The 18670-nt window shown below is 65.1% G+C and carries 22 protein-coding genes; 14 read left to right on the forward strand and 8 right to left on the reverse strand.

The features are described 5' to 3' along the window. Positions 1 to 405 precede the first annotated feature (405 nt). Positions 406 to 801: a tautomerase family protein gene (locus tag ACXPWS_RS28840; RefSeq protein WP_458709930.1), complete on the forward strand. Its 396-nt coding sequence runs from the start codon at positions 406 to 408 to the stop codon at positions 799 to 801. Here the strand turns inward: ACXPWS_RS28840 and ACXPWS_RS28845 are convergent, their stop codons facing one another. After that, on the reverse strand, positions 802 to 1275 hold the full coding sequence (locus ACXPWS_RS28845) for a nitroreductase family deazaflavin-dependent oxidoreductase (protein WP_458709931.1): 474 nt from the start codon (positions 1273 to 1275) through the stop codon (positions 802 to 804). A gap of 143 nt (positions 1276 to 1418) precedes the next feature. Between ACXPWS_RS28845 and ACXPWS_RS28850 the strand changes: the two genes are divergently transcribed. The 3 genes from ACXPWS_RS28850 (at position 1419) to ACXPWS_RS28860 (ending at position 3265) form a co-directional block, all read left to right on the forward strand. Further along, a complete protein-coding gene (locus ACXPWS_RS28850; RefSeq protein ID WP_458709932.1) occupies positions 1419 to 2207 on the forward strand; it encodes an alpha/beta hydrolase in 789 nt (262 codons plus the stop codon). Then, positions 2107 to 2385 carry an alpha/beta hydrolase gene (locus ACXPWS_RS28855; protein WP_458709933.1) on the forward strand — a complete coding sequence of 93 codons (279 nt, stop codon included), beginning with the start codon at positions 2107 to 2109 and terminating at the stop codon, positions 2383 to 2385. The genes ACXPWS_RS28850 and ACXPWS_RS28855 overlap by 101 nt, the downstream gene beginning before the upstream one ends. A 139-nt stretch (positions 2386 to 2524) precedes the next feature. Beyond that, positions 2525 to 3265: an HAD-IIA family hydrolase gene (locus ACXPWS_RS28860; RefSeq protein WP_458713732.1), complete on the forward strand. Its 741-nt coding sequence runs from the start codon at positions 2525 to 2527 to the stop codon at positions 3263 to 3265. A 55-nt stretch (positions 3266 to 3320) separates the two neighbouring features. Here ACXPWS_RS28860 and ACXPWS_RS28865 read toward each other — a convergent pair whose 3' ends face one another. Continuing rightward, positions 3321 to 4688, reverse strand: a complete 1368-nt coding sequence (locus ACXPWS_RS28865) for a DUF1254 domain-containing protein (protein WP_458713733.1) — start codon at positions 4686 to 4688, stop codon at positions 3321 to 3323. A gap of 179 nt (positions 4689 to 4867) precedes the next feature. On the opposite strand from ACXPWS_RS28865, the gene ACXPWS_RS28870 reads away from it, so the two are divergent. Continuing rightward, complete coding sequence (locus ACXPWS_RS28870) at positions 4868 to 5878, forward strand: AraC family transcriptional regulator (RefSeq protein ID WP_458713734.1); 1011 nt, start codon at positions 4868 to 4870, stop codon at positions 5876 to 5878. Here the strand turns inward: ACXPWS_RS28870 and ACXPWS_RS28875 are convergent. After that, complete coding sequence (locus ACXPWS_RS28875) at positions 5875 to 7587, reverse strand: MOSC domain-containing protein (RefSeq protein ID WP_458709934.1); 1713 nt, start codon at positions 7585 to 7587, stop codon at positions 5875 to 5877. The two genes, ACXPWS_RS28870 and ACXPWS_RS28875, sit on opposite strands and share 4 nt — an antisense overlap. 106 nt (positions 7588 to 7693) lie before the next feature. Further along, positions 7694 to 8323 (reverse strand): galactosyltransferase-related protein, encoded by a 630-nt coding sequence (locus ACXPWS_RS28880; RefSeq protein ID WP_458709935.1) that lies wholly within the window; start codon positions 8321 to 8323, stop codon positions 7694 to 7696. A 689-nt stretch (positions 8324 to 9012) separates the two neighbouring features. Between ACXPWS_RS28880 and ACXPWS_RS28885 the strand changes: the two genes are divergently transcribed. The 4 genes from ACXPWS_RS28885 (at position 9013) to ACXPWS_RS28900 (ending at position 12517) form a co-directional block, all read left to right on the forward strand. Continuing rightward, positions 9013 to 9873: a helix-turn-helix transcriptional regulator gene (locus ACXPWS_RS28885; RefSeq protein WP_458709936.1), complete on the forward strand. Its 861-nt coding sequence runs from the start codon at positions 9013 to 9015 to the stop codon at positions 9871 to 9873. Positions 9874 to 9927: 54 nt separating this feature from the next. Beyond that, positions 9928 to 11115: an MFS transporter gene (locus ACXPWS_RS28890; protein WP_458709937.1), complete on the forward strand. Its 1188-nt coding sequence runs from the start codon at positions 9928 to 9930 to the stop codon at positions 11113 to 11115. Further along, positions 11112 to 12047: an alpha/beta hydrolase gene (locus ACXPWS_RS28895; protein ID WP_458709938.1), complete on the forward strand. Its 936-nt coding sequence runs from the start codon at positions 11112 to 11114 to the stop codon at positions 12045 to 12047. Before ACXPWS_RS28890 ends, ACXPWS_RS28895 begins: the two co-directional genes overlap by 4 nt. Before the next feature lie 110 nt (positions 12048 to 12157). After that, entirely contained in the window at positions 12158 to 12517 is a 360-nt protein-coding gene (locus ACXPWS_RS28900; RefSeq protein WP_458709939.1) for an MmcQ/YjbR family DNA-binding protein, read from the forward strand. A gap of 192 nt (positions 12518 to 12709) precedes the next feature. Here ACXPWS_RS28900 and ACXPWS_RS28905 read toward each other — a convergent pair whose 3' ends face one another. Beyond that, positions 12710 to 13363: a TetR/AcrR family transcriptional regulator gene (locus ACXPWS_RS28905; protein WP_458709940.1), complete on the reverse strand. Its 654-nt coding sequence runs from the start codon at positions 13361 to 13363 to the stop codon at positions 12710 to 12712. A gap of 226 nt (positions 13364 to 13589) precedes the next feature. Between ACXPWS_RS28905 and ACXPWS_RS28910 the strand changes: the two genes are divergently transcribed. Next, positions 13590 to 14057, forward strand: a complete 468-nt coding sequence (locus ACXPWS_RS28910) for a cupin domain-containing protein (RefSeq protein ID WP_458709941.1) — start codon at positions 13590 to 13592, stop codon at positions 14055 to 14057. Between the two features lie 92 nt (positions 14058 to 14149). Here the strand turns inward: ACXPWS_RS28910 and ACXPWS_RS28915 are convergent, their stop codons facing one another. From ACXPWS_RS28915 to ACXPWS_RS28925, 3 genes are read right to left on the reverse strand one after another with little or no spacing between them, the layout of a single operon-like run. Next, positions 14150 to 15151 carry an acetamidase/formamidase family protein gene (locus ACXPWS_RS28915; protein WP_458709942.1) on the reverse strand — a complete coding sequence of 334 codons (1002 nt, stop codon included), beginning with the start codon at positions 15149 to 15151 and terminating at the stop codon, positions 14150 to 14152. Next, positions 15138 to 15950, reverse strand: a complete 813-nt coding sequence (locus ACXPWS_RS28920; RefSeq protein ID WP_458709943.1) for a CbtA family protein — start codon at positions 15948 to 15950, stop codon at positions 15138 to 15140. The genes ACXPWS_RS28915 and ACXPWS_RS28920 overlap by 14 nt, the downstream gene beginning before the upstream one ends. A 12-nt stretch (positions 15951 to 15962) precedes the next feature. Then, positions 15963 to 16190 carry a CbtB domain-containing protein gene (locus tag ACXPWS_RS28925; RefSeq protein ID WP_458709944.1) on the reverse strand — a complete coding sequence of 76 codons (228 nt, stop codon included), beginning with the start codon at positions 16188 to 16190 and terminating at the stop codon, positions 15963 to 15965. Positions 16191 to 16437: 247 nt separating this feature from the next. On the opposite strand from ACXPWS_RS28925, the gene nthB reads away from it, so the two are divergent. From nthB to ACXPWS_RS28945, 4 genes are read left to right on the forward strand one after another with little or no spacing between them, the layout of a single operon-like run. Continuing rightward, positions 16438 to 17142 carry a nitrile hydratase subunit beta gene (gene nthB, locus ACXPWS_RS28930; protein WP_458709945.1) on the forward strand — a complete coding sequence of 235 codons (705 nt, stop codon included), beginning with the start codon at positions 16438 to 16440 and terminating at the stop codon, positions 17140 to 17142. 33 nt (positions 17143 to 17175) lie between these two features. Continuing rightward, on the forward strand, positions 17176 to 17766 hold the full coding sequence (gene nthA / locus ACXPWS_RS28935) for a nitrile hydratase subunit alpha (protein ID WP_458709946.1): 591 nt from the start codon (positions 17176 to 17178) through the stop codon (positions 17764 to 17766). Then, positions 17767 to 18135 carry a nitrile hydratase accessory protein gene (locus ACXPWS_RS28940; protein WP_458709947.1) on the forward strand — a complete coding sequence of 123 codons (369 nt, stop codon included), beginning with the start codon at positions 17767 to 17769 and terminating at the stop codon, positions 18133 to 18135. Between the two features lie 10 nt (positions 18136 to 18145). Next, positions 18146 to 18664 carry a DUF1097 domain-containing protein gene (locus ACXPWS_RS28945; RefSeq protein ID WP_458709948.1) on the forward strand — a complete coding sequence of 173 codons (519 nt, stop codon included), beginning with the start codon at positions 18146 to 18148 and terminating at the stop codon, positions 18662 to 18664. Positions 18665 to 18670: the final 6 nt, after the last annotated feature.

Consider the following 18670-nt stretch of genomic DNA (forward strand, 5'->3'; position numbering starts at 1 on the left):
GGCCACATCATGACTCGATATCGAAAGCTCGTCGGCACCGCGGTGTTTACCGGCGGTCTCGCCCTAGCCGCCCTTGCGAGCCAAGGGGTGGCCAGTGCCGAGCCACCGCCTCCGTGCCCACCCGGCGCCCCCTGCCTCCCCGGCGGCCCTGGGCCAGGTCCTGGCATGGGCGCACCGGGTCCGGGCATGGGTGGACCGGGTCCTGGCATGGGCGCACCGGGTGCCCCATGTCCGCCGTTGGCGCCTTGCCTGCCGCACTGAGGTAATCGCGAAACCTCCGAGGCGGTCCGCAGGTCGAGCGAATGCCACCCGCAGACCACCTCGGAGTGTTCGTACTTGTGGACAGTCGACCTACATCCGCAAAATCAGATGACTGCACGACCTTCCTGTGTCACGATCTCGGCCATGCCCAGCACCACGATCGAGGTACGCCGCTGCTACCCGGAGTCCGAGGAGGTCGCGATCATCGACGCGGTGCACGACGCGCTGGTCGCCGCCTTCGGCATTCCCGCCGCCGACAAGCACGTCCGGCTGGTCGTCCACGAGCCGCACCGGTTCTCTCATTCGCCAGACTTGGCCGCACCGCATCTGTACACCTTCGTCGCCATCGACTGCTTTGCCGGACGATCGATACAGGCCAAGCGTGACCTGTACCGTGAGATCACGAATCGGCTTGGACAACTGGGCATTCCAGCCAATCACATCACCATCGTCGTACGGGAAAGCCCTTTGCAGAATTGGGGCATTCGCGGCGGTCAAGCTGCCTGCGACATCGATCTAGGTTTCGATGTCAACGTGTGATCAGCTAGGCAGTTCCAAGGCAACCAACGGAATCGTCCGAGACGGCGGGACCCGCCGGGCGTATCGGCGCCAATGGCTGGTGTACGCGAGCGCACACGGCCATAGCGTTTGGTGTTCCACGGGGCCCAACTCCCTGGCGACCATGTCCAGGCGGCGCGTACCGATTTGAACGGTGACCGACGGGTGCGCGCGCAGGTTGTACAGCCACGCCGGATTGTGGGGGTGTCCGCCTTTGGCGGCGACGATGATGTACCGATCTCCGTCACGCATATAGACCAGTGGCGTCGTTCGGGGTCGTCCGCTCTTCGCCCCGACATGGTCGATTAGGAGCATCGGGGGAACGCCCGGCACATGTTGGCCGAGGCGGCCGCCGCTGGCGCGATAAATCAGGACGTGACCGCTGACGAGATGGCGCACGACGCTCCATGAGCGATCGATGACCCGCATCAACAGTTCGACTGGCGATACCGCCATGCCATTCCCCCACCCCGCACAAACAGCCACGTGAAAGGCTACTCGCGGATCCCGCTGCCGATGCCGTAGTCGGCCGCATTGGTTGCGATGCAAGCGAAGTTGATCAAAGGTGACAGTTGGTCGTTCACCCGAAGGAAGCTGTGATGAAAGACGACGAGGCTGCCGCTGTTGACGGCGGCGGTATCGCGGCATCACGCGTCGTACCCAACAGTCCATTCGCCCAGCTCATCGAGAAAGTCGGTATCGCTGCGGTCAACCGTTTACCACTTCGCCTGCGCCCGCATGTGTTACGCGCGTCTCGCCAGGCCCGGCCCTCACGGAGAATAGCGGCGGGTATATCCGTCACCGAGCAAACGGTCGGAGGTGTCCGGATCACGTGGCTGGGCCGCTATAGGGATGCAGACGTCATCATCTACTTACACGGCGGCGCCTACCTTGCCGGGCCTGTCCACCTCCAGTGGAAGTTGCTTGCCGAGATTCATCGCCAGACAGGACTTGCTGCGGGGATGCTGCTCTACCGCAGGCCGCCCCACGACCCTCACCCTGCGGCCCTCGACGACGTGCTCACCTCCATCCGTTCTCTGCATGCCGACGGCGAGTTGCGCGAGGGTCATTGGATGCTGGCCGGTGATAGTGCCGGAGGTCAGCTCGCGTTGAGTGCGGCGCAACAGCTTCGCGACTCGAATGGCCCGATGCCTGCCGGGCTGTTGCTGACGGCGCCGTTGGTCGACATGGAGTTAGCACACCCGGATACGGTCGCAGCCACCGAGGCCGCGGGCATCACTCGTGATGAAAAGTTTCTGGTGGGCTTTCAAGCTGTATGCCAACGGTATGTCGTTCAAGGATTCGACACTCTCACCGATCAACGCATCGGTCGCCGGACTGCCTCCGGTGCATCTCAACGTGGGCACCGAGGACTTCTTCCTTCATGATGTCCGACGGCTTCGCGACGCCCTGCGCGCCTGCGGTGTTCCCGTCACGTATATCGAACAGCAGCGCGGTGAACACGTTTACGCTCTGCGGACTGGCACTCCACAAGCGCTCTGGACGGTCGCCAAACAAATCCAATGGTTGCGTGCCGTGCTGCGTTTAGACCCACCGGACAGTTGATAGCGCGACGTACACTCGGCAACACCGCGCTGAGGGCAGCTGTGCATTCGCATTCAGCCATGCCGAGAGGAGGCGAGTTCTCATGCCGAGCGTCATCCGAACCCGCGTGAACACGACACCGCAGTGCTGGCTGACCGATATGGACGGTGTGCTGGTCCGCGAGGAGCACGCACTGCCCGGTGCCGCCGAGTTCCTGGCCCGCCTCACCGAGAAAGAGCGGCCGTTCCTCGTGCTGACCAACAACTCGATCTTCACGCCGCGCGATCTGGCCGCGCGACTCAAGCGGTCCGGGTTGATCGTGCCCGAGGAATCGATCTGGACTTCGGCGCTGGCCACCGCCACGTTCCTCGACGACCAACTTCCCGGTGGCTCCGCGTACGTCATCGGTGAGGCCGGCCTGACCACCGCCTTGCATGAGATCGGCTACACCCTCAACGACACCGAACCCGACTTCGTCGTACTCGGTGAAACCCGGACCTACTCGTTCGAGGCGATCACGAAAGCCGTTCGGCTCATTGGAGACGGCGCCCGATTCATCGCCACCAATCCCGACGTGACCGGGCCTTCGGCACAAGGTCCGCTGCCCGCTACCGGTTCGGTCGCGGCGATGATCACCAAGGCGACCGGGCGCGAACCCTATTTCGTCGGCAAGCCGAACCCGATGATGTTCCGCAGCGCACTCAACCAGATCTCGGCCCACTCGGAGAACACCGTGATGGTCGGCGACCGCATGGACACCGACGTGGTCGCCGGTATCGAAGCCGGCCTGGACACCATACTGGTGCTCACAGGGTCCACCGCCGAATCGGATATCGACAACTTTCCGTTCCGCCCCGGGCGGGTCCTGCCGTCCATCGCGGAGGCGATCGAACTGATCTGAGCGCGCCCACGTGGAGGCGCCTTGGCGGCCACTGTTCGGTGCGGTCGACGCGAACCTAGACTTTGTGCGGCTGCGGCGCTTTCCATTGACCGTCCAGCGCTTGATCTTTGGGCCAGTACAACCGCAGCAGCAGCTGGAACGGGCCCTGTGGGGCGGGCAGCCAGTTCGATTCCTTCTCCGGTCCCGGCGAGGTGTGCTGGATGTACAGCGTGTAGCCCCCATCTGCGTCGGCTTTGAGGCTCGGCAGCATCGGTGAGTTGATCAGGTACCGGTCAATCGGATTGGCCACCAACAGGCTTTCGGGCAATTTGTACATTGTCAGCGACCAGAATGCGTTGACGGGCGGCAGCTGCCCCGGCGGGAAGCGGAAGGTGTAGTTGTCGGCGCCGGTGAGCGGCGACCCGGTGGAGTCTACGGGCAGGAACGGGTAGATCGCCTCCTGCTTGGTGTTGCCGTAGATTCCGAGCACCGCGGCGGCCATCCGGTAGAGGTAGTTGTCGCCGAGTTCCTGCCTGCTGCCGAACAGATCCGCCGTGGTCACCTGCCCGGTGTTGATCTTGTCCTTCTGCAGCGCGTCGAACTCGGCCCAGGCGTCGGCCATTCCGCCCTCGATGGCAGCGCGCTTGTCGGGTGACAGCGTGTCGGGGTTGAAGGTGGCATCGGGTCCGATGCCGATGGTGGCGAACCGTGCCCGCAGGTCTTTCTCCGACGGCAGCACCGGGGCGTAGCGCAGCGTGAAGTTCATGATGTTAAAGAACTCCGGCGACGTCTTCTCCTGTGCGGGCGTCAGCGGTTTGACGAAGTCGATCAGGGGCGGTGCGGCCGGCGGCGGCTGATTCAGGAACGCCGACAACGGTTGCACGCGGTAGCCGTCCTGGATCTTCTTGACGTTGTCGAGGTCCGCCGGACTGAACAGCTGCGTGCGGTAGGCGATGAACGCGAAGTCGGTGTCGGACCGGATGACCTCGGCGATGCCTGCGGGTGTGTCGCCATGCCAGCTCGGTCCGGCAAGCAGGTACTTACCGCCGCCGTTGCCCGTGGCACGGCTGCCCACGTAGGCGAAGTTGTAGGTGTAGGCATCGATGAACTGCACGGAGAAGTAGCGGCCCGCCTCGATGGGCGGGACGGTGAGCACCAGCGGCTCGGTCCGCAGGTCCGCGCCGACGAAGGAGTAGGGCGTGTCGGAGTTCGGTGTCTGGATCGCGGTGTCGGCGGGTGTGGCTACCCGGGCCAGGTTGTGGATCTGATTCCATCCACCCTTGTAGTTCGGGTCGTTCTGGTCGACGAAGTAGGAGTACTGGATGCGGTAGTTGTCCACCATCGGAAAGCCATACAGGTACGCCTGTTTCGCGATCTCCCGGACCTCGTCCATGCTGACCTCTTCTCGACCGCCGGATCCCTTGTTCGCGGTGCAGGCGGTCATCGCTGCCGACGCGGCGACCACCGCAATCACCGTCGACCAACGCCGCCAAGAACCGGAGCGCTTCAAGCTGGACCCCTTCGTACGTTCGGGCCTGCACGTCAGCGCGGCCATCAGCATCCTTGTCGCACGTCCGCACCGGTGTCTTGACATTCATGGACAATTTCTTGACCGTATTGGACATGCTGTTGATCCGGGGTTCGTCGCTGACGGGATTTGCCGACCTCGTCGGCACGCAGGGTGGAGATCCCGAGGTACTTCTGCAGCTGGCCAACATCGATCCGGATGATGCCGGCCGCCGTGATCGGTTCGTCCCGCTGCGCAACGCCATCGTCGCCGTGGAGGACGCCGCAGCGGTGCTGAACATGGGCGATTTCGGCCGACGGCTGGCGTTGCGGCAGAGCATCGACATTCTCGGTCCGGTCGGAGTGGCGGCTCGCACGGCGGCCACCGTCGCCGATGCGTTCACCATCCTGGACACCTACATGAGTGCCTACAGTCCCGGTATCGCCATCCGCATCGGCCACCATCCCGATCCGGAACTGGCCCAGTTCGAATTCGCTTTCTTGCTCAACCCGCCGGCACCGCAAGCCCAGGCCGTCGAACTGGCCCTCGGCGTGACGGTGCGCGTCCTGCACCTGTTTCTGGGCACCGCATACCGGCCCGTCGCCGTGCACCTGCCCCACCCCGCGTTGGGGATCAAGGCCGACTACCGCCGCTATTTCGGCTGTCGGCCTCATTTCAGCGAACCGACGGCCGGATTCACACTGCGCGCAACAGATCTGACGGAACCGCTCACCCACGACACGCTGGCGCACCAGGTCGCCCTGGACTACCTGGCCAGTACCGCTGGTCGGCACACCCGTGGTCTCGCGGACACCATGCGCAGCGTCATCCGCCAACTGATGCCCACCGGAGAACTCACCGCCGAGCTGGCCGCCCGCCAGTTCGGGCTGCATCCCAAGACACTGCGCCGCCGACTGGCCGCAGAGGACACGAGCTTCGCCCACCTGGTCGACCAGATCCGCCGCGACACCGCACACGGGCTCCTGCGCGACACCGATCTGAGCCTGAGTCAGATAGGGCGCCGACTCGGCTACTCCGAGCAAAGCGTGCTGACCCGATCATGCAAGCGCTGGTTCGGCACCACCCCGACCGCCTACCGGCACGCTGCGCTGACCGGGCCGGATTAGAGATCCAGCACCACATCCTCAGCTGGTGTTGCCGAGCAGATCAGGGTGCTGCCCTGCGGGGGCAGTTCAAGCGGCGGCTGGGTGTATTGCACCGCGCCCGAGATGACGCCCGTCTCACACATGTGGCACACACCGCTGCGGCAGGAGAAGCGCGTCGGGACATCGCACGCTTCCGCGAAGTCCAGAATGCTGGCGTAGTCCTCGTTCCACGACGCGGCGAGATTACTGCGCGCAAACGTGACCGTCGGCCCGTTGCCGGTCGGCCCCGGCGGGGCATGCGGAGTGCGGACCGTCGCGTCATCCACCACGCCGGGGCGGATGGACGGCAGGGCACCGAACAGCTCACTGTGGATGTGCGCCGGGTTCAGTCCGGCAGCGGCGAGGGCAGCACCCACGTCGGACATGAATTGTGAAGGTCCGCAGACATACGCGTCGGCATCAGCGGGAAGACCGAGTGCGGCGATGGCCGATGCATCCAGGCGGGTTCGGGCTTCGGTGTGGAAGATGTGGCAGTGCACCCGGGGCAGGGACGCGACCAGAGCTCGGGCTTCGGCCTCGAACGCGTCGGTCTGCGAGTTGCGAGCGGTGTGCAGCCACCAGATGTCGCGGCCGCTCTGGTGGTGTGAAAGTGAATGCAGCATGGCCAACACCGGGGTGATGCCCACGCCCGCAGAGATCAGCACGACCGGGCTCGGTGAATCGGTGAGATGGAAGGAGCCACGCGGTGCGGCGGCCTCGACCGTGCCCCCCACTTCGGCATGGGCATGCAGCCAACCGCTGACCCATCCGGGCGTCTCCTTCTTGACGCTGATGCGGTACCGGCCGTCGTCGGGGTTTCCCGACAGCGAGTAACTGCGCAACGGCGCGGGCTGGCCCGCGCCGGCGATCCGCATCGTCAGGTACTGGCCGGGCAACGGTGTGGGTAACGACGCGCCGTCCTTCGCTATGAGCGTGATCGACAGGACGTTCGGAGATTCCGGCTCGACCGCGGCGATTTCGAGTGCACGGAACCCGTCCCAGCCCGGCTCGGAGCCGATCGGTGGACCCACCGAGGGTGCGCCGTCGTCGTGGGCCGTCAGAAGTTCACGAAAGGACTGCTGCCAGCCGGGGCTCAGCGCCGGCACGTCGACTGCCTTGCGCAACTGCCCGATGTCCCGGTTCGGCAGGTACAGCAGTGCGTCGACCTCGTCGACACTGAGTTGGTGTCGGCCTTGCCGCACCAGGGTGATGTCGTCGCCGGCCTGCACTTCGCCCTCGGTGATCACCCGCAAATAGAACCCCGGTCGATGTTGTGCAACAAGAAGATTGGGCATCCGCGGCTCGTCGAGTCGAAGGCCTACCCGGAAACACGTCACGCGAGGCTGAGTCACCTCGAGTACGGCGGTTCCTATCCGATAACGGTCGCCGATACACACCTCGTCATCGGCCAGGCCGGTTACGGTGAAGTTCTCGCCGAAGCTGCCCGCCGTCAGATCGCTGCGGCTCAGGTAGTTCGCCCAGAAGTCGTAGGACTCCTGCTGATACACCATGACCGCGCGCTGCTCGCCACCGTGCCCCGCCCGGTCACCCTGGCCGTCGCCGTCGATGTTGAGGCGCCGCACCATGATCGGGCCGCTGACGGGAGACTTCCAAATCCCGGTGTGCACCGTCTTGTCGCCCCAGCGCACATCTTTGGGCATGCCCACGTTCACCGAAAGAAGTCTGGGCACGCGCCCTCCTCAGGATGTCAGCGACGAGCATGAGCGGTATTCGTCAGCGCATCCTAACGAGAAGGCGTCGGCGGCATAAACGGATTGACCGCCACGGAGCAAGTCGTCATCGGTCGCAGAGCCGAGCCAGCGCTTGGGGAGTCTTGGCCTTTTTGTAGTCCTGGAGGCGCCTGAAGTTGGTGCGGAAGACCGGGTCGAACAACTTGATCTTCGATGCCTTTTCGTGCCACAGGTGATACGCGGCGCCGTGGACCCGCAACGGTTCACCGCGGGCGTTCCCACCGTCGCGCGCCGCGCCCAGTAGGGTGGCGGCGATCCAGAATGCGTTGTCCTCGCATCCCCAGCCGCAGAACTCCTCATCGAAGCCGCCAATGGCATCCCAAAGCGTCCGTGGCACAGCAAGAATCGAAGACTGGGTCAGGTCCTCTTTTCTGCGGGTGCGCACTCGGCCAAGGGTACGGATTTCGGTCTCTTTGTCGGCAAGCAGTCGGTCGGTGGATTTACGTGACAGTTCGACCACCTTGGTCAGGGCCGAGGCCAACCGACCTGTCTCGTGTGCATCACAGATCGCCTTTTCGAACTGGATCGGCGGCACCACGGTGTCGGAGTCACAGATGACTGCCACGTCCCAACCACCAGCCGCACGTGCGGCGTCATTGATGGCCGCACTGCGGTTGAACGGTCCGTCCGGCGATGTGCCGACATAGATGGGATAGTCCCGGTGGTGTTGCTGCAACCAACTGCGGGTGAACTCCCACAGCCGGTCCCGGCGACCGCCATCTGATCGGTAGGGAACCAGGATCACGGTACGCAAATGTCAGGGCCTCTCGTTGTCGGTGGCAGCTCGGCCACGTCAGGTTCACGCCACTCGACTGAACCCCGAACGGATCCAACAACACTTTCCTGCCACCAACCTGAACGACGACACCGTAACCGCTGGCAAATGATCGGCGTAGTCAGAGATCGCAGTGGTCACACCTGAGTTTTCCACAGTAGCAATTGATTGCGTTCAACGACCCACTCGTCCGGTGACCAGTCCCTACGCGTGGGCAAATATCTGCGCGTGACTGTCCTCACCGGCGCAACCGGGCCGACGGCATCTTCAAATGGCTCGTCACCTGGGCCCTGATCCATGGGTTCCCTCGTATTGCCACTGCCCGTCGCTCGCCCACTGCGCAGGCGACCCGACAAGATATGCCGTAAGGCTTACTACTGTTTGCCACGTTCGTGGTGTCTTGAGTCATCTCGGCGGCCGCAGCTCGCCTGGGAGATGCCCTTGGAGTACGTGGGCCTCGGTGGTGAGCAACTCATCGGGACTTGTCGTGTTCAGTGCATCGCCGTGGCGGCTGCCGGCGGGACAGCCGGACTCCTGCCTGTCACTGACAGGGACAGGCGCGTCGCCCTCCGATCACGCACGATGGAGGCGTGACAAGCACACGCGGTTCTGATGGCCAGCAGCTGGCGAGTTTTCTGCGCAGCCGGCGTGCAGCGGCCGACACCTCGGCCCTGCCGGGGCTGGTCGGGTTGGGACGTCGCCGAGTGCCCGGGTTGCGCCGCGAAGAGTTGGCCGAGGCAGCCGGGGTGTCCGTGACGTATTACACGCGGCTGGAGCAGGGACTGGCGACGAATCCGTCAACTCAGGTATTGGATGCGCTGGCCCGCACGCTCGGACTCGATGAGGTCGAGCGGGCTCACTTGCAACGGCTGGCCTCGGCGACGGATAACCGGGTGCGGCAGGGGCAGACTCAGCTGCGCCCCGACATCGTCACGCTGCTGGATGCGATGCCCGACATCGCCGCCGTCGCGTTGTCTCCGTTACAGGACATCATCGCCTGGAATCGGCTGGGGCATGCGCTCCTTGCACCACACCTCAAGCCGTCGGCGCCGTACGACACCGAGCCGCCCAACAAGGTCGCAATGATGTTCACCGATGCGCACGCCCGCAGCCTCCATCGCGAATGGGAGGCCGAAGCCACCTTGGCGGTCGCCTCGCTGCGCTATGTGAGCGCCGTCTTCGCGGCTGAGGCCGACCTCGCTGGGCTGGTCGGCAACTTGAGTTTGGCCAGCGAGGACTTCGCCCAGTTGTGGGCCGCGCAGCCCGTCGCGCTGTGCACCAACGGTGTCAAGCGCTACCACCATCCTGTGGTCGGTCGGCTCGATCTGCATTTCCAGATCCTTCACCTCCCCGAGGACGACGGCCACCGGTTGCTGCTGCATCACGCGGAACCCGGATCCAGCAGCGAGGCCGCGCTGCGCCTGCTCGCCAGCACCACCATCACCGCATAGCGCGCTGCGACTTCTGCTCCGCAGCACTCACCACCGACTCCAAGGAGATCGTCCATGGATAGTTCCACCCTGCCCAAAAACAGTTCCGCCGCAACGGCACGACGACTGCATCCCGGCCTGCTGGCGCTGGCCCTCGGCGGGTTCGGCATCGGGCTGACCGAATTCGTCATCGCCGGGTTGCTCACCGACGTGGCCGACGCACTGCGGGTCACGGTGCCTGCCGCCGGCGCACTCATCTGGGGCTACGCCCTGGCAGTGGTGGTGGGTGCGTTCACCGTGACCGCCGTTTTGTCGCGTCGCCCACCGAAAGGGGCGCTGCTGGTGCTGCTGGCCCTGTTCGTCGCCGGCAACGCATTGACTGCGCTGGCACCGGGTTTCGGTGTCGCGATGCTCGGCCGGATCATCACCGCACTGTGCCACGGCGGATTCTTCGGCATCGGAGCCGTGGTCGCCGGGGACCTGGTGACACCCGATCGCAAGGCGTCGGCCATCGCGATCATGTTCGGTGGTCTGACCCTGTCCAACGTGCTCGGCGTGCCGTTCGGCACCTTCATCGGTCAGCACCTGGGGTGGCGCAGCGCGTTCTGGATCATCAGCGCCCTGGGTGTGCTCGCCATCGTCGGCGTAGCTGCCCTGGTGCCTCGGCTCGCGCCGCCGCCGTTGGGCGGCAACCAATTCGCCGTCCTGTTCCGCCGCCAGGTCATGGTGTCGATCCTGTTGACGATGATGGTGTTCGGTGGCGTCTTCGGTGCATTCATCTACGTCCAACCGCTAGTGACACGGGTGACCGGGTACAGCGACGGCGCGGTGCCCTGGCTGCTGGTCCTCTTCGGAATCGGACTGTTCGCGGGCAACTTCATCGGCGGCTGGGCCGCTGACCGCAACCTCACCTGGACCCTGCGCGTGCTTTCCGTGTTGCTGCCAGTCGTGCTCATCGCGTACGGGCTGCTCGCAGCATGGCGGATACCCGTCGCACTGCTGCTGGTGTTCATGGGCCTCGTCGGGTTCGCTGCGACGCCGGCCCTGCAACTGCGCGTCATGCGCTACGCCCAGGACGCCCCCACCATGGCGTCAGCGGCCAACATCGCGGCATTCAATCTGGGCAACGCGATCGCCTCGGCGATCGGGGCCGCGACCATCGCGCTGGGATTGGGCTGGCGTTCGCCGGTGTGGGTGGGCGCAGCGATGGCGCTGATCGGCACCGTGCTGGTGTTCACGAACAATCATGGGGAGCCCGAGTGAACGACGCAGCTGGCTTGCACCCGCAAGCGCGCGCCCACCTGGCCGCCTCGGCGAGCGCACCGGGTATCGCCACACTGTCGGTACCCGAAGCGCGCGTCGCGGCGCTGGCCTACCTGGGTCTCCAGCGTCCGGCGCCGATGATGGCTGCGGTGGAACACCGCTTCATCCCCGGGCCCACGGCGGACCTTCCCATCCGCATCTACCGACCGACATCCGCATCCGAACCGCGGCCCGTCATCGTGGTGCTGCACGGCAGCGGATGGGTCATCGGCAACCTGGATCTGGTGGATGAGCCCGCTCGGGTGCTGGCCCGGGACACCGGGTACGTCGTGCTCGCCGTCAACTACCAGAAGGCACCTGAACATCGCTTCCCAGTGCCGCTGCAGGATTGCATCGCCGCCGTCCGCTGGGTGCACGCCCACGCCGGTGAGCTTGGTGTGGAACCCGGCCGGTTGGCCATTGTCGGCGACAGTGCGGGCGGCAACCTGGCCGCTGCCACCACCGCCGCGCTGGCCGGAACCGACGTGCGGGTGGCTGCCCAGGGGCTGCTCTACCCGGCGTTGGATCGGCGGATGACGACACCTTCCTATACCAACTTCGCGCATGGATTCGGCCTCGACGCCGTCGACATGGCCTGGTTCTGGAACCACTACGCCGACCACGACGCGGGCGCCGATCCACGCGTTTCTCCGTTGCGCGCCGGCGATTTCGCTGGATTGCCGGCCACCTTCGTGGCGACCGCAGGCCATGACGTGCTGCGCGATGAGGCGCAGGCGTACGCCGAACACCTTCGTGATGCCGGGGTCGACGTCCACGCAAAGTGCTATCCGGGGATGATTCACGGCTTCTGGTGGATGGATGGCGTGCTTGACGACTCGCGCATGCTGCAAACGGACCTGGCGGACTTCCTGGGTGCACAGCTGTCGCGGTAGCTTGGCGCCGCCCACCGGAGCTTCGATTCGTCGACTGTCCGCCAGTCCGGCATGCCGCGCCACTCCGGGAATGGTCACCTCGGTCCGCAGTTCACCGAATAATGAAGCTCATGCGCCCTGTGCCTGATGACGACGACGTGCGCCGCATCGCACTGTCCTTCCCCGAGACGACGGAGAAAGAGCGTTGGGGCCACCCGACATTCGACGTGGCAGGCAAGATGTTTGTCACCCTGCCCGATGACCAGACGTCGTTTGCGGTGCGCTGCCCCAGATTTGACCGGGAGGAGCTGGTCGCCGCCGAACCCGACAAGTTCTGGGTAGCGCCGCACGAGGCGGCCTCCGCGTGGGTGCGGGTCCGGTTAGACGCGCTCGATGATTGCGGGGAGTTGTGCGACATTCTGCTCGACTCCTGGCGGCAGGCCGCGCCGAGCAGGCTCACCCAGTCTGAGGAGGCGGGTCCGGCCGATTGACCGCAGCTGACGACGCACCACCCGATGCACCCGGCAGTTTCAACCCACGGGTCGCGACGCGAAGCGGTCTCCTGTCGCCTGCTCGCCGTTCATGCAGACGTAACACCTTCTGACATAAGGCATTCTGGAAAGTTCCTGTTTGCGCCTTCCCAGACCCGCCGGGGGTCGTCAGAATGCGCGGCGGCACTGCCCTCAGTCTGCGTTGGCGGAGAACTGGGTCTCGAGGTCGTCGCGGGTGACGGGTGGCCCCGGGAGCGGCTTCTCGTCGGGTGAGCGCATGCCGCGGACGAACAAGCTGAGGTGGCGGCGGCCGATGGCGGGCCACGCGGGGCCGTGGGGTAGGGGCTGTCCGGTCATGGCTGCGCAGATGATGACGTCTGTGGCGTTGACGTCGGTGTGTACAGTGCCGGCGGTGCGACCGTCGGCGAGAAATCGTTCGAGGGAGTCGTTGATGCGACGACGGGCGGCGACGGCGTCCTGCGAGGTCAGCGGTGGCGCTCCGCGCAGCGGGAGTACGAGTTGGTGGCCGAGGTCCAGGCTTTCGAGGAGGTAGGTCTCGATCGCGTCGGCTCCGGTCTGCCCGGATTCCTCAATCCGATCGAGGATGTCGATGAGCATGTCGTAGGAGCGGTACTCCAGGGCGTGCAGCAGCGCGGTACGGTCTGGAAACCCGCGATAGAAGGTGCCTACACCGACGCCTGCGGCCTTGGCGATGTCGGCGAGCGGAACGTTGAGGCCGTGCTGGGCCATCGCGTCGGCCGCGGCACGCAGGATCTTCTCCCGGTTGACGAGCGCGTCGCGCCGCACCGCGCGGCGACGCTGCTGCGGTGACGGTTCGACGGTCATCTGTCGAGTGTCACACAGCGCCCGAATCGGCCAGCAGACGCGCATCGTCGGCACGTCAACTCCGGATCCGCGCCCTGGCGCCGGTGGGTCGTCGGCTGCGGAGTTCGCCTTGCCGAACACCGGTAAGCGACCTACTCTTCCCTTAAGCGGAATATTTCGTCCGCGTTGAGCGTCGCCGCACCCGCAACGACGCAGCTGCTGCACCTCGCACGAAAGGTGACCCGATATGAGCATGGCATACCTGGCTCAACCCGAGCAGCAGCAGAAACTGGAGTGGCTCGACGGCGGCACACTGGCGATCTTGCTTGACGGCAAGGCAACTGACGGACAACTGATGGTCGGACGCTTTGACGTCAGCGAAGGTGAAGCGCCGCCATACCACAAGCACACCCGCGAGGACGAAGTGTTCATGTTGATCAAGGGAACGGCATTGGTGTGGGTGGACGACCAGGAGATGGAGCTATCGGAAGGCGGAATCGTGTTCTTGCCCAAGAACATTCCGCACGCATACCGCATTACGTCGAAGACGGCGGACTTGCTGATGATCAACACTCCAGCAGGAATCGAGGGCATGTTCCGGCACTCCGGACGCGATAGGGCGACGGCGCGACCGGAAGACTTCGAGATCACGCCCGCGAAGATGGCGGAAGGGGCCAGGGAATTCGGCCAGATCATTCTTGGCCCCCCACGTTGACCTCCCACCCCAACTCGTTGTCACACCCTGGGGTGCAACGACGCCTCGAGATGGCTACCTGCAATTCGACTTCGTCAGTGGTGTCGCATCGCTCATCCCAGCGCCTGCCCGGCGGTCCGTAGCCTGTTGTGTGTTCCCTCGTACGGGTCGGATTGGGGAAGTAGCGACTTGGCGATCTTGGTCACTGCGCTGTAGTTGACATCGACGACGTTGGCCAACGGAGACTGGCACAGCTGGCTACACACTTGGTAGGCGTCCATCGGGCCGAGGCCGTACAGCTCGGTCAACCACCGCACCATCTCGACTTGCGAACAGCGCCAGGCATCTTCGAGTGGACGCGCGGAGCCGACGGTCAGCAGGGCGTCGTCGTGCTCAAGGCGGGGCCACGCCGGCGCGCCGCCCTTGATCAGGTCGACGACGATCGTCACGTTCATCGCACCCTCGAGCGCGGTACCGCACGTCTCGCCTTCTCCCTGCCGGTAGTGGCCGTCGCCGACGGAGAACAACGCGCCGTCGACGTTGACGCCGAGGTAGACCGTGGTACCGGCCCGCAATTCGGGGGTGTCCATGTTGCCGCCGAAGTAGTCCGGCACCAGCGTGGTGCGAACCTCACGTAGCGCCGGTGCGACGCCCACGGTTCCCAGCATGGGCGCCAGCGGCATCGTCATGGTGAAGTCGGATTCGTGGGCGACGAACGTGGCTTGGCGGGCGGCCCTGTCGATCTGGTAGATCCACGTCAGCTCGGGCAGCGGTGCTTGCAAGCCGGCGGTCCGGTCGGTCCCGGTCAGCGCACCGAACAGCGGGATGGTGGTGGACGCCGCCCAGTCACGCGCCGGTTCCAACGCCACAATGTGCAGGGCCAGGGTGTCGCCCGGCTCGGCACCCGTGACGTAGAACGGACCGGTCTGGGGGTTGAGCTCCTTTGGGTTGAGCACCTCGCTGGGCTTGTCGGTGCTGGAGGTGACGCGTCCGGCGAAGGCGTCCTCGGTCCACAGCTTGAGCACCGTCCCCGGCGCCACCTCCATCACCGGGTCGGCTCCCCCGAACGTCCAGACGTACTGCTCGGGCGTCGGCGTGAATTCAACGATGGCCATGCATTGCTCCTACGAACGGTTGAGCCGAACCTGCGCGTGCACTGCGGGTCAGTATGGACACGAAGCCGGCGGCAATGACGAACCACAGGATCGCCTGTGTCAGTAGAGAGTCGATCCTGAAGTCGCTCAACACCTCTGCCGGGAACCCGGGGAACACGATCTCGCCGTCGGGTCCCGCCATCGGTGCGGGCACCTCGTGGAACGACGGCATCAGTGCCGTCACCGTCGCCGTCGCCGCCAAGTACCCTGCCGTCGCGGCGATTCCGGACTGCCACCCACCGAGCCGGGGAGCCAACCGCAGCGCGACGGCCGCGGCTGTCGCCGCCAGCACCACCGAGACGACGACCACCACCAGGTATGCGGTGGTCCGGTCGCCGATGGTGTCCTCGACGCCGACTCCGGGCGGGTTCGGCGGGTAGGCCAACGACGGGATCACCGTGGTGGACACGAACGCTGCGACGGCGAGCAGTGCCGCAGCGGCCCGGGCGTCGACCCGCATCCCGCGCCGGTGCAGCACTGCCATCACGACGCTGAAGGCCACCGCGAACAACGCGCCCATCACCAGGCCGAACACCAGGGTGCCCACGCCCGCGCCGACGTTCTCCTGCAGCGCCCTGGTGAAGACCTCGTGCTCGTGGCCGTGTTCACCGGTCAGGGCCGCCTCGGCATGGGAGCGGCCCTCCTCGTAGTCGATGGCCTGGTCGATCAGCGGCGAGATTTCAAGGCGGGCGTAGGCGAACGACGCGAGTCCGGCGACCAGACCCGACACCACGCCTATTCCGATGTACTTCTTCTCCATGTCGAATCCCGGTCAGTGGCAGGGGAAGCCCAGCAGATGGCGGGCGTCGTGGACGAATTCGTGGACATGGGTGTCGGCACCGAACACCGACACCGCGCCCTGGTCATAGCCGAGGAAGTAGTAGGCGATCAAGGCGAGCACGGTCGTTCCGGTCAGCCATAGCGCCGTGCCGACCACCGTGCTGTCCGGGGTCTCGACGGCGCCGCTCCAGCGTACTACCGACTCGTGGGAAGCAGTCATCGTTGGGTTTCCTCCTGAGATATTAGTTTCATTGAACAACTATTGTGCTCAGCAGCGAGTCTGAGTCAGCGCTGGATCCGCGTCAACCCGAAATCGGCCACGTCAGCAGCCTCGAAATGTGTTCTTAACAACGGCCAACAACTTCTGTAAATCTTGCGTTACCACCGGGCCGTAGAGTTTGCGCACGACCGCGGGATGCGGTTAGTTCCGTGGTGGAAGTATTCTCTCGCTGAACTAAAGATCGGAGATGACCGGCATGCACGGTCCACACGACGTCGGGGGCCGCGACGGTCTCGGCCCCATCGCCACCGAGTTCCTCCAGCCCGGCATCCCGGACTGGCGCTACCCGTTCGAAGGGCGGATGCACGCGGTCACCGCGATGGCCATCGCCAAGGGCGCATTCAACCTCGACGAGCAGCGCCATGGCATCGAGCTGATGCGGTGGAGCGACTACACCGACTCCACCTACTACGCCCACTGGCTGTTCTCGGTGGAGAAGCTGCTCAACGACAAGGGGTACATCACCCACGACGAGATCGACACGCGGATGGCCGAACTCGGAGCTCCGAGCATGACGCCACACCCCGAAAAGCCGGCGACCCTCTCCCCGTTCGCCGAGAAGATGGTCGACGTGCTGTGGAAAGGCACCCCGCACGACCTGCCCGCCGAGGCTCCGCCGGTCTACGACGTCGGAGCGACCGTTCGGGTGCGAAACATCCACGACACCAACCACAACCGACTTCCCGGGTACCTCAACCGTGCCACCGGCGTGATCGCCAAGCAGTACGGCGCCTTCCACGACCCGGCGGCCAGCGCGCATCAGCAGACCGACGTGCCGCACCAGCTCTACATGGTCCGGTTCACCTCGACCGAGTTGTGGGGCGACGACGCCCTTGAGGAGTTCGACCTGTACGCCGACCTGTTCGAGGACTACCTCGAACCCACCACCTAACACAAACACTCACCGAGACAAGGAGATCTGACGATGGACTGGCTTTCGCTAACCGACGTCGAAGCGCGGGTGAACGCGTTGGAGTCACTGATGGTCGAGAAAGGCTTGGCCGAACACGAAGCGGTCGACGCGGTCGTCGCCTCGTTCGAAAACGACATGGGGCCCGTCAACGGAGCCAAGGTCGTGGCCAGGGCGTGGACCGACCCGCAATACAAGGAATGGCTGCTGCGCGACGCCACCGCCGCCATCGCCGACATGGGGTTCACCGGACTGCAGACCGAACACATGGTGGCCGTAGAGAACACCGCCGAGCGACACAACGTCGTGGTCTGCACGCTGTGTTCCTGCTACCCCTGGACCCTGCTCGGCATTCCGCCGGCGTGGTTCAAATACCCCCAGTACCGCGCCCGGGTGGTCAAGGAACCCCGCAGCGTCCTGGCCGAATTCGGCGTCGAACTGCCCGCCGACGTCAAGATCGACGTGTGGGACAGCAGCGCCGAGATCCGGTACCTGGTGATCCCCCAACGCCCCGCGGGCACCGACGGCATGACTGTCGAGGACCTGATGTCGCTGATCAGCCGCGACTCCATGGTCGGCACCGCACTGGTCGGGACGGGGGCCTAGATGACCACCGCCACGGTCGACCTCACCGGCTTCGACGACTGGGACGGCGCCTCTGCCCTCCCAAGGTCCAATGGCGAACTGGTCTTCGACGCGCCATGGCAGGGCCGACTGTTCGGTCTCGTCGTACACCTCTGCTCGGCGGGCGCCTTCGAGTGGGACGAGTTCAAGGAACATCTGATCGCGGTGATCGACGAGTCGGGACTGACCGATGTCTGCGATCCGGCGGTGTACTACCGACAGTTCGGTGAGGCATTCTGCCGACTGGCGGCCACCAAGCAGTTCTTCGACGCGACGGCGCTCGACGAGCGGACCGTGACCGAGGCAGCGTTGCTCGCGCACGACGACCACGACCACCCGCATCACCATTAGGAGCACCGCCATGAGCAAGGCCACAGCGCTTTCCGTCAGCGTCGGAATCTTGGGCGCCCTGTCCACCTGGCTGACGGCGACCGTCTGGTTGCTTCCAGTCTGGGTGCTGTTCCTGGCGTGGGCGTCGTTCTTCTTCGTCGGATCGGGTTCATCCGGCCTGGTGAAGTCCGTCGCGTGCAACTGGGCGGGCATCCTCATCGCCACGGGCACGTTGCTGGCGGTCAGCGCCACGTCGAGTGCCATCCTGTTGGCGGTTGCGGTCGGAATCGGCAGTCTGACAATGGTTCAAGTCTCCCGCCTTCCGTGGCTGTCTGCCACCCCGGCGATCGTCTTCGGCTTCGCCATGACGGTAGGCACGATCGCCGCCACCGGCAACGGCATCCTCACCGCTGGGGTGTCCAACCCGGCGCTCATCGCGGCCGTCACTTCGTTGGTGGGTGCGGCGTTCGGGATCGCGTCGGAGTGGGGAGCGTCCGTGATCGCCAAGTGGTGGGGCGTCCGCATGTTCGACTCCGGACAACCCGCGTGAATGCTG

Source organism: Mycobacterium sp. BMJ-28 (genome assembly GCF_054404835.1).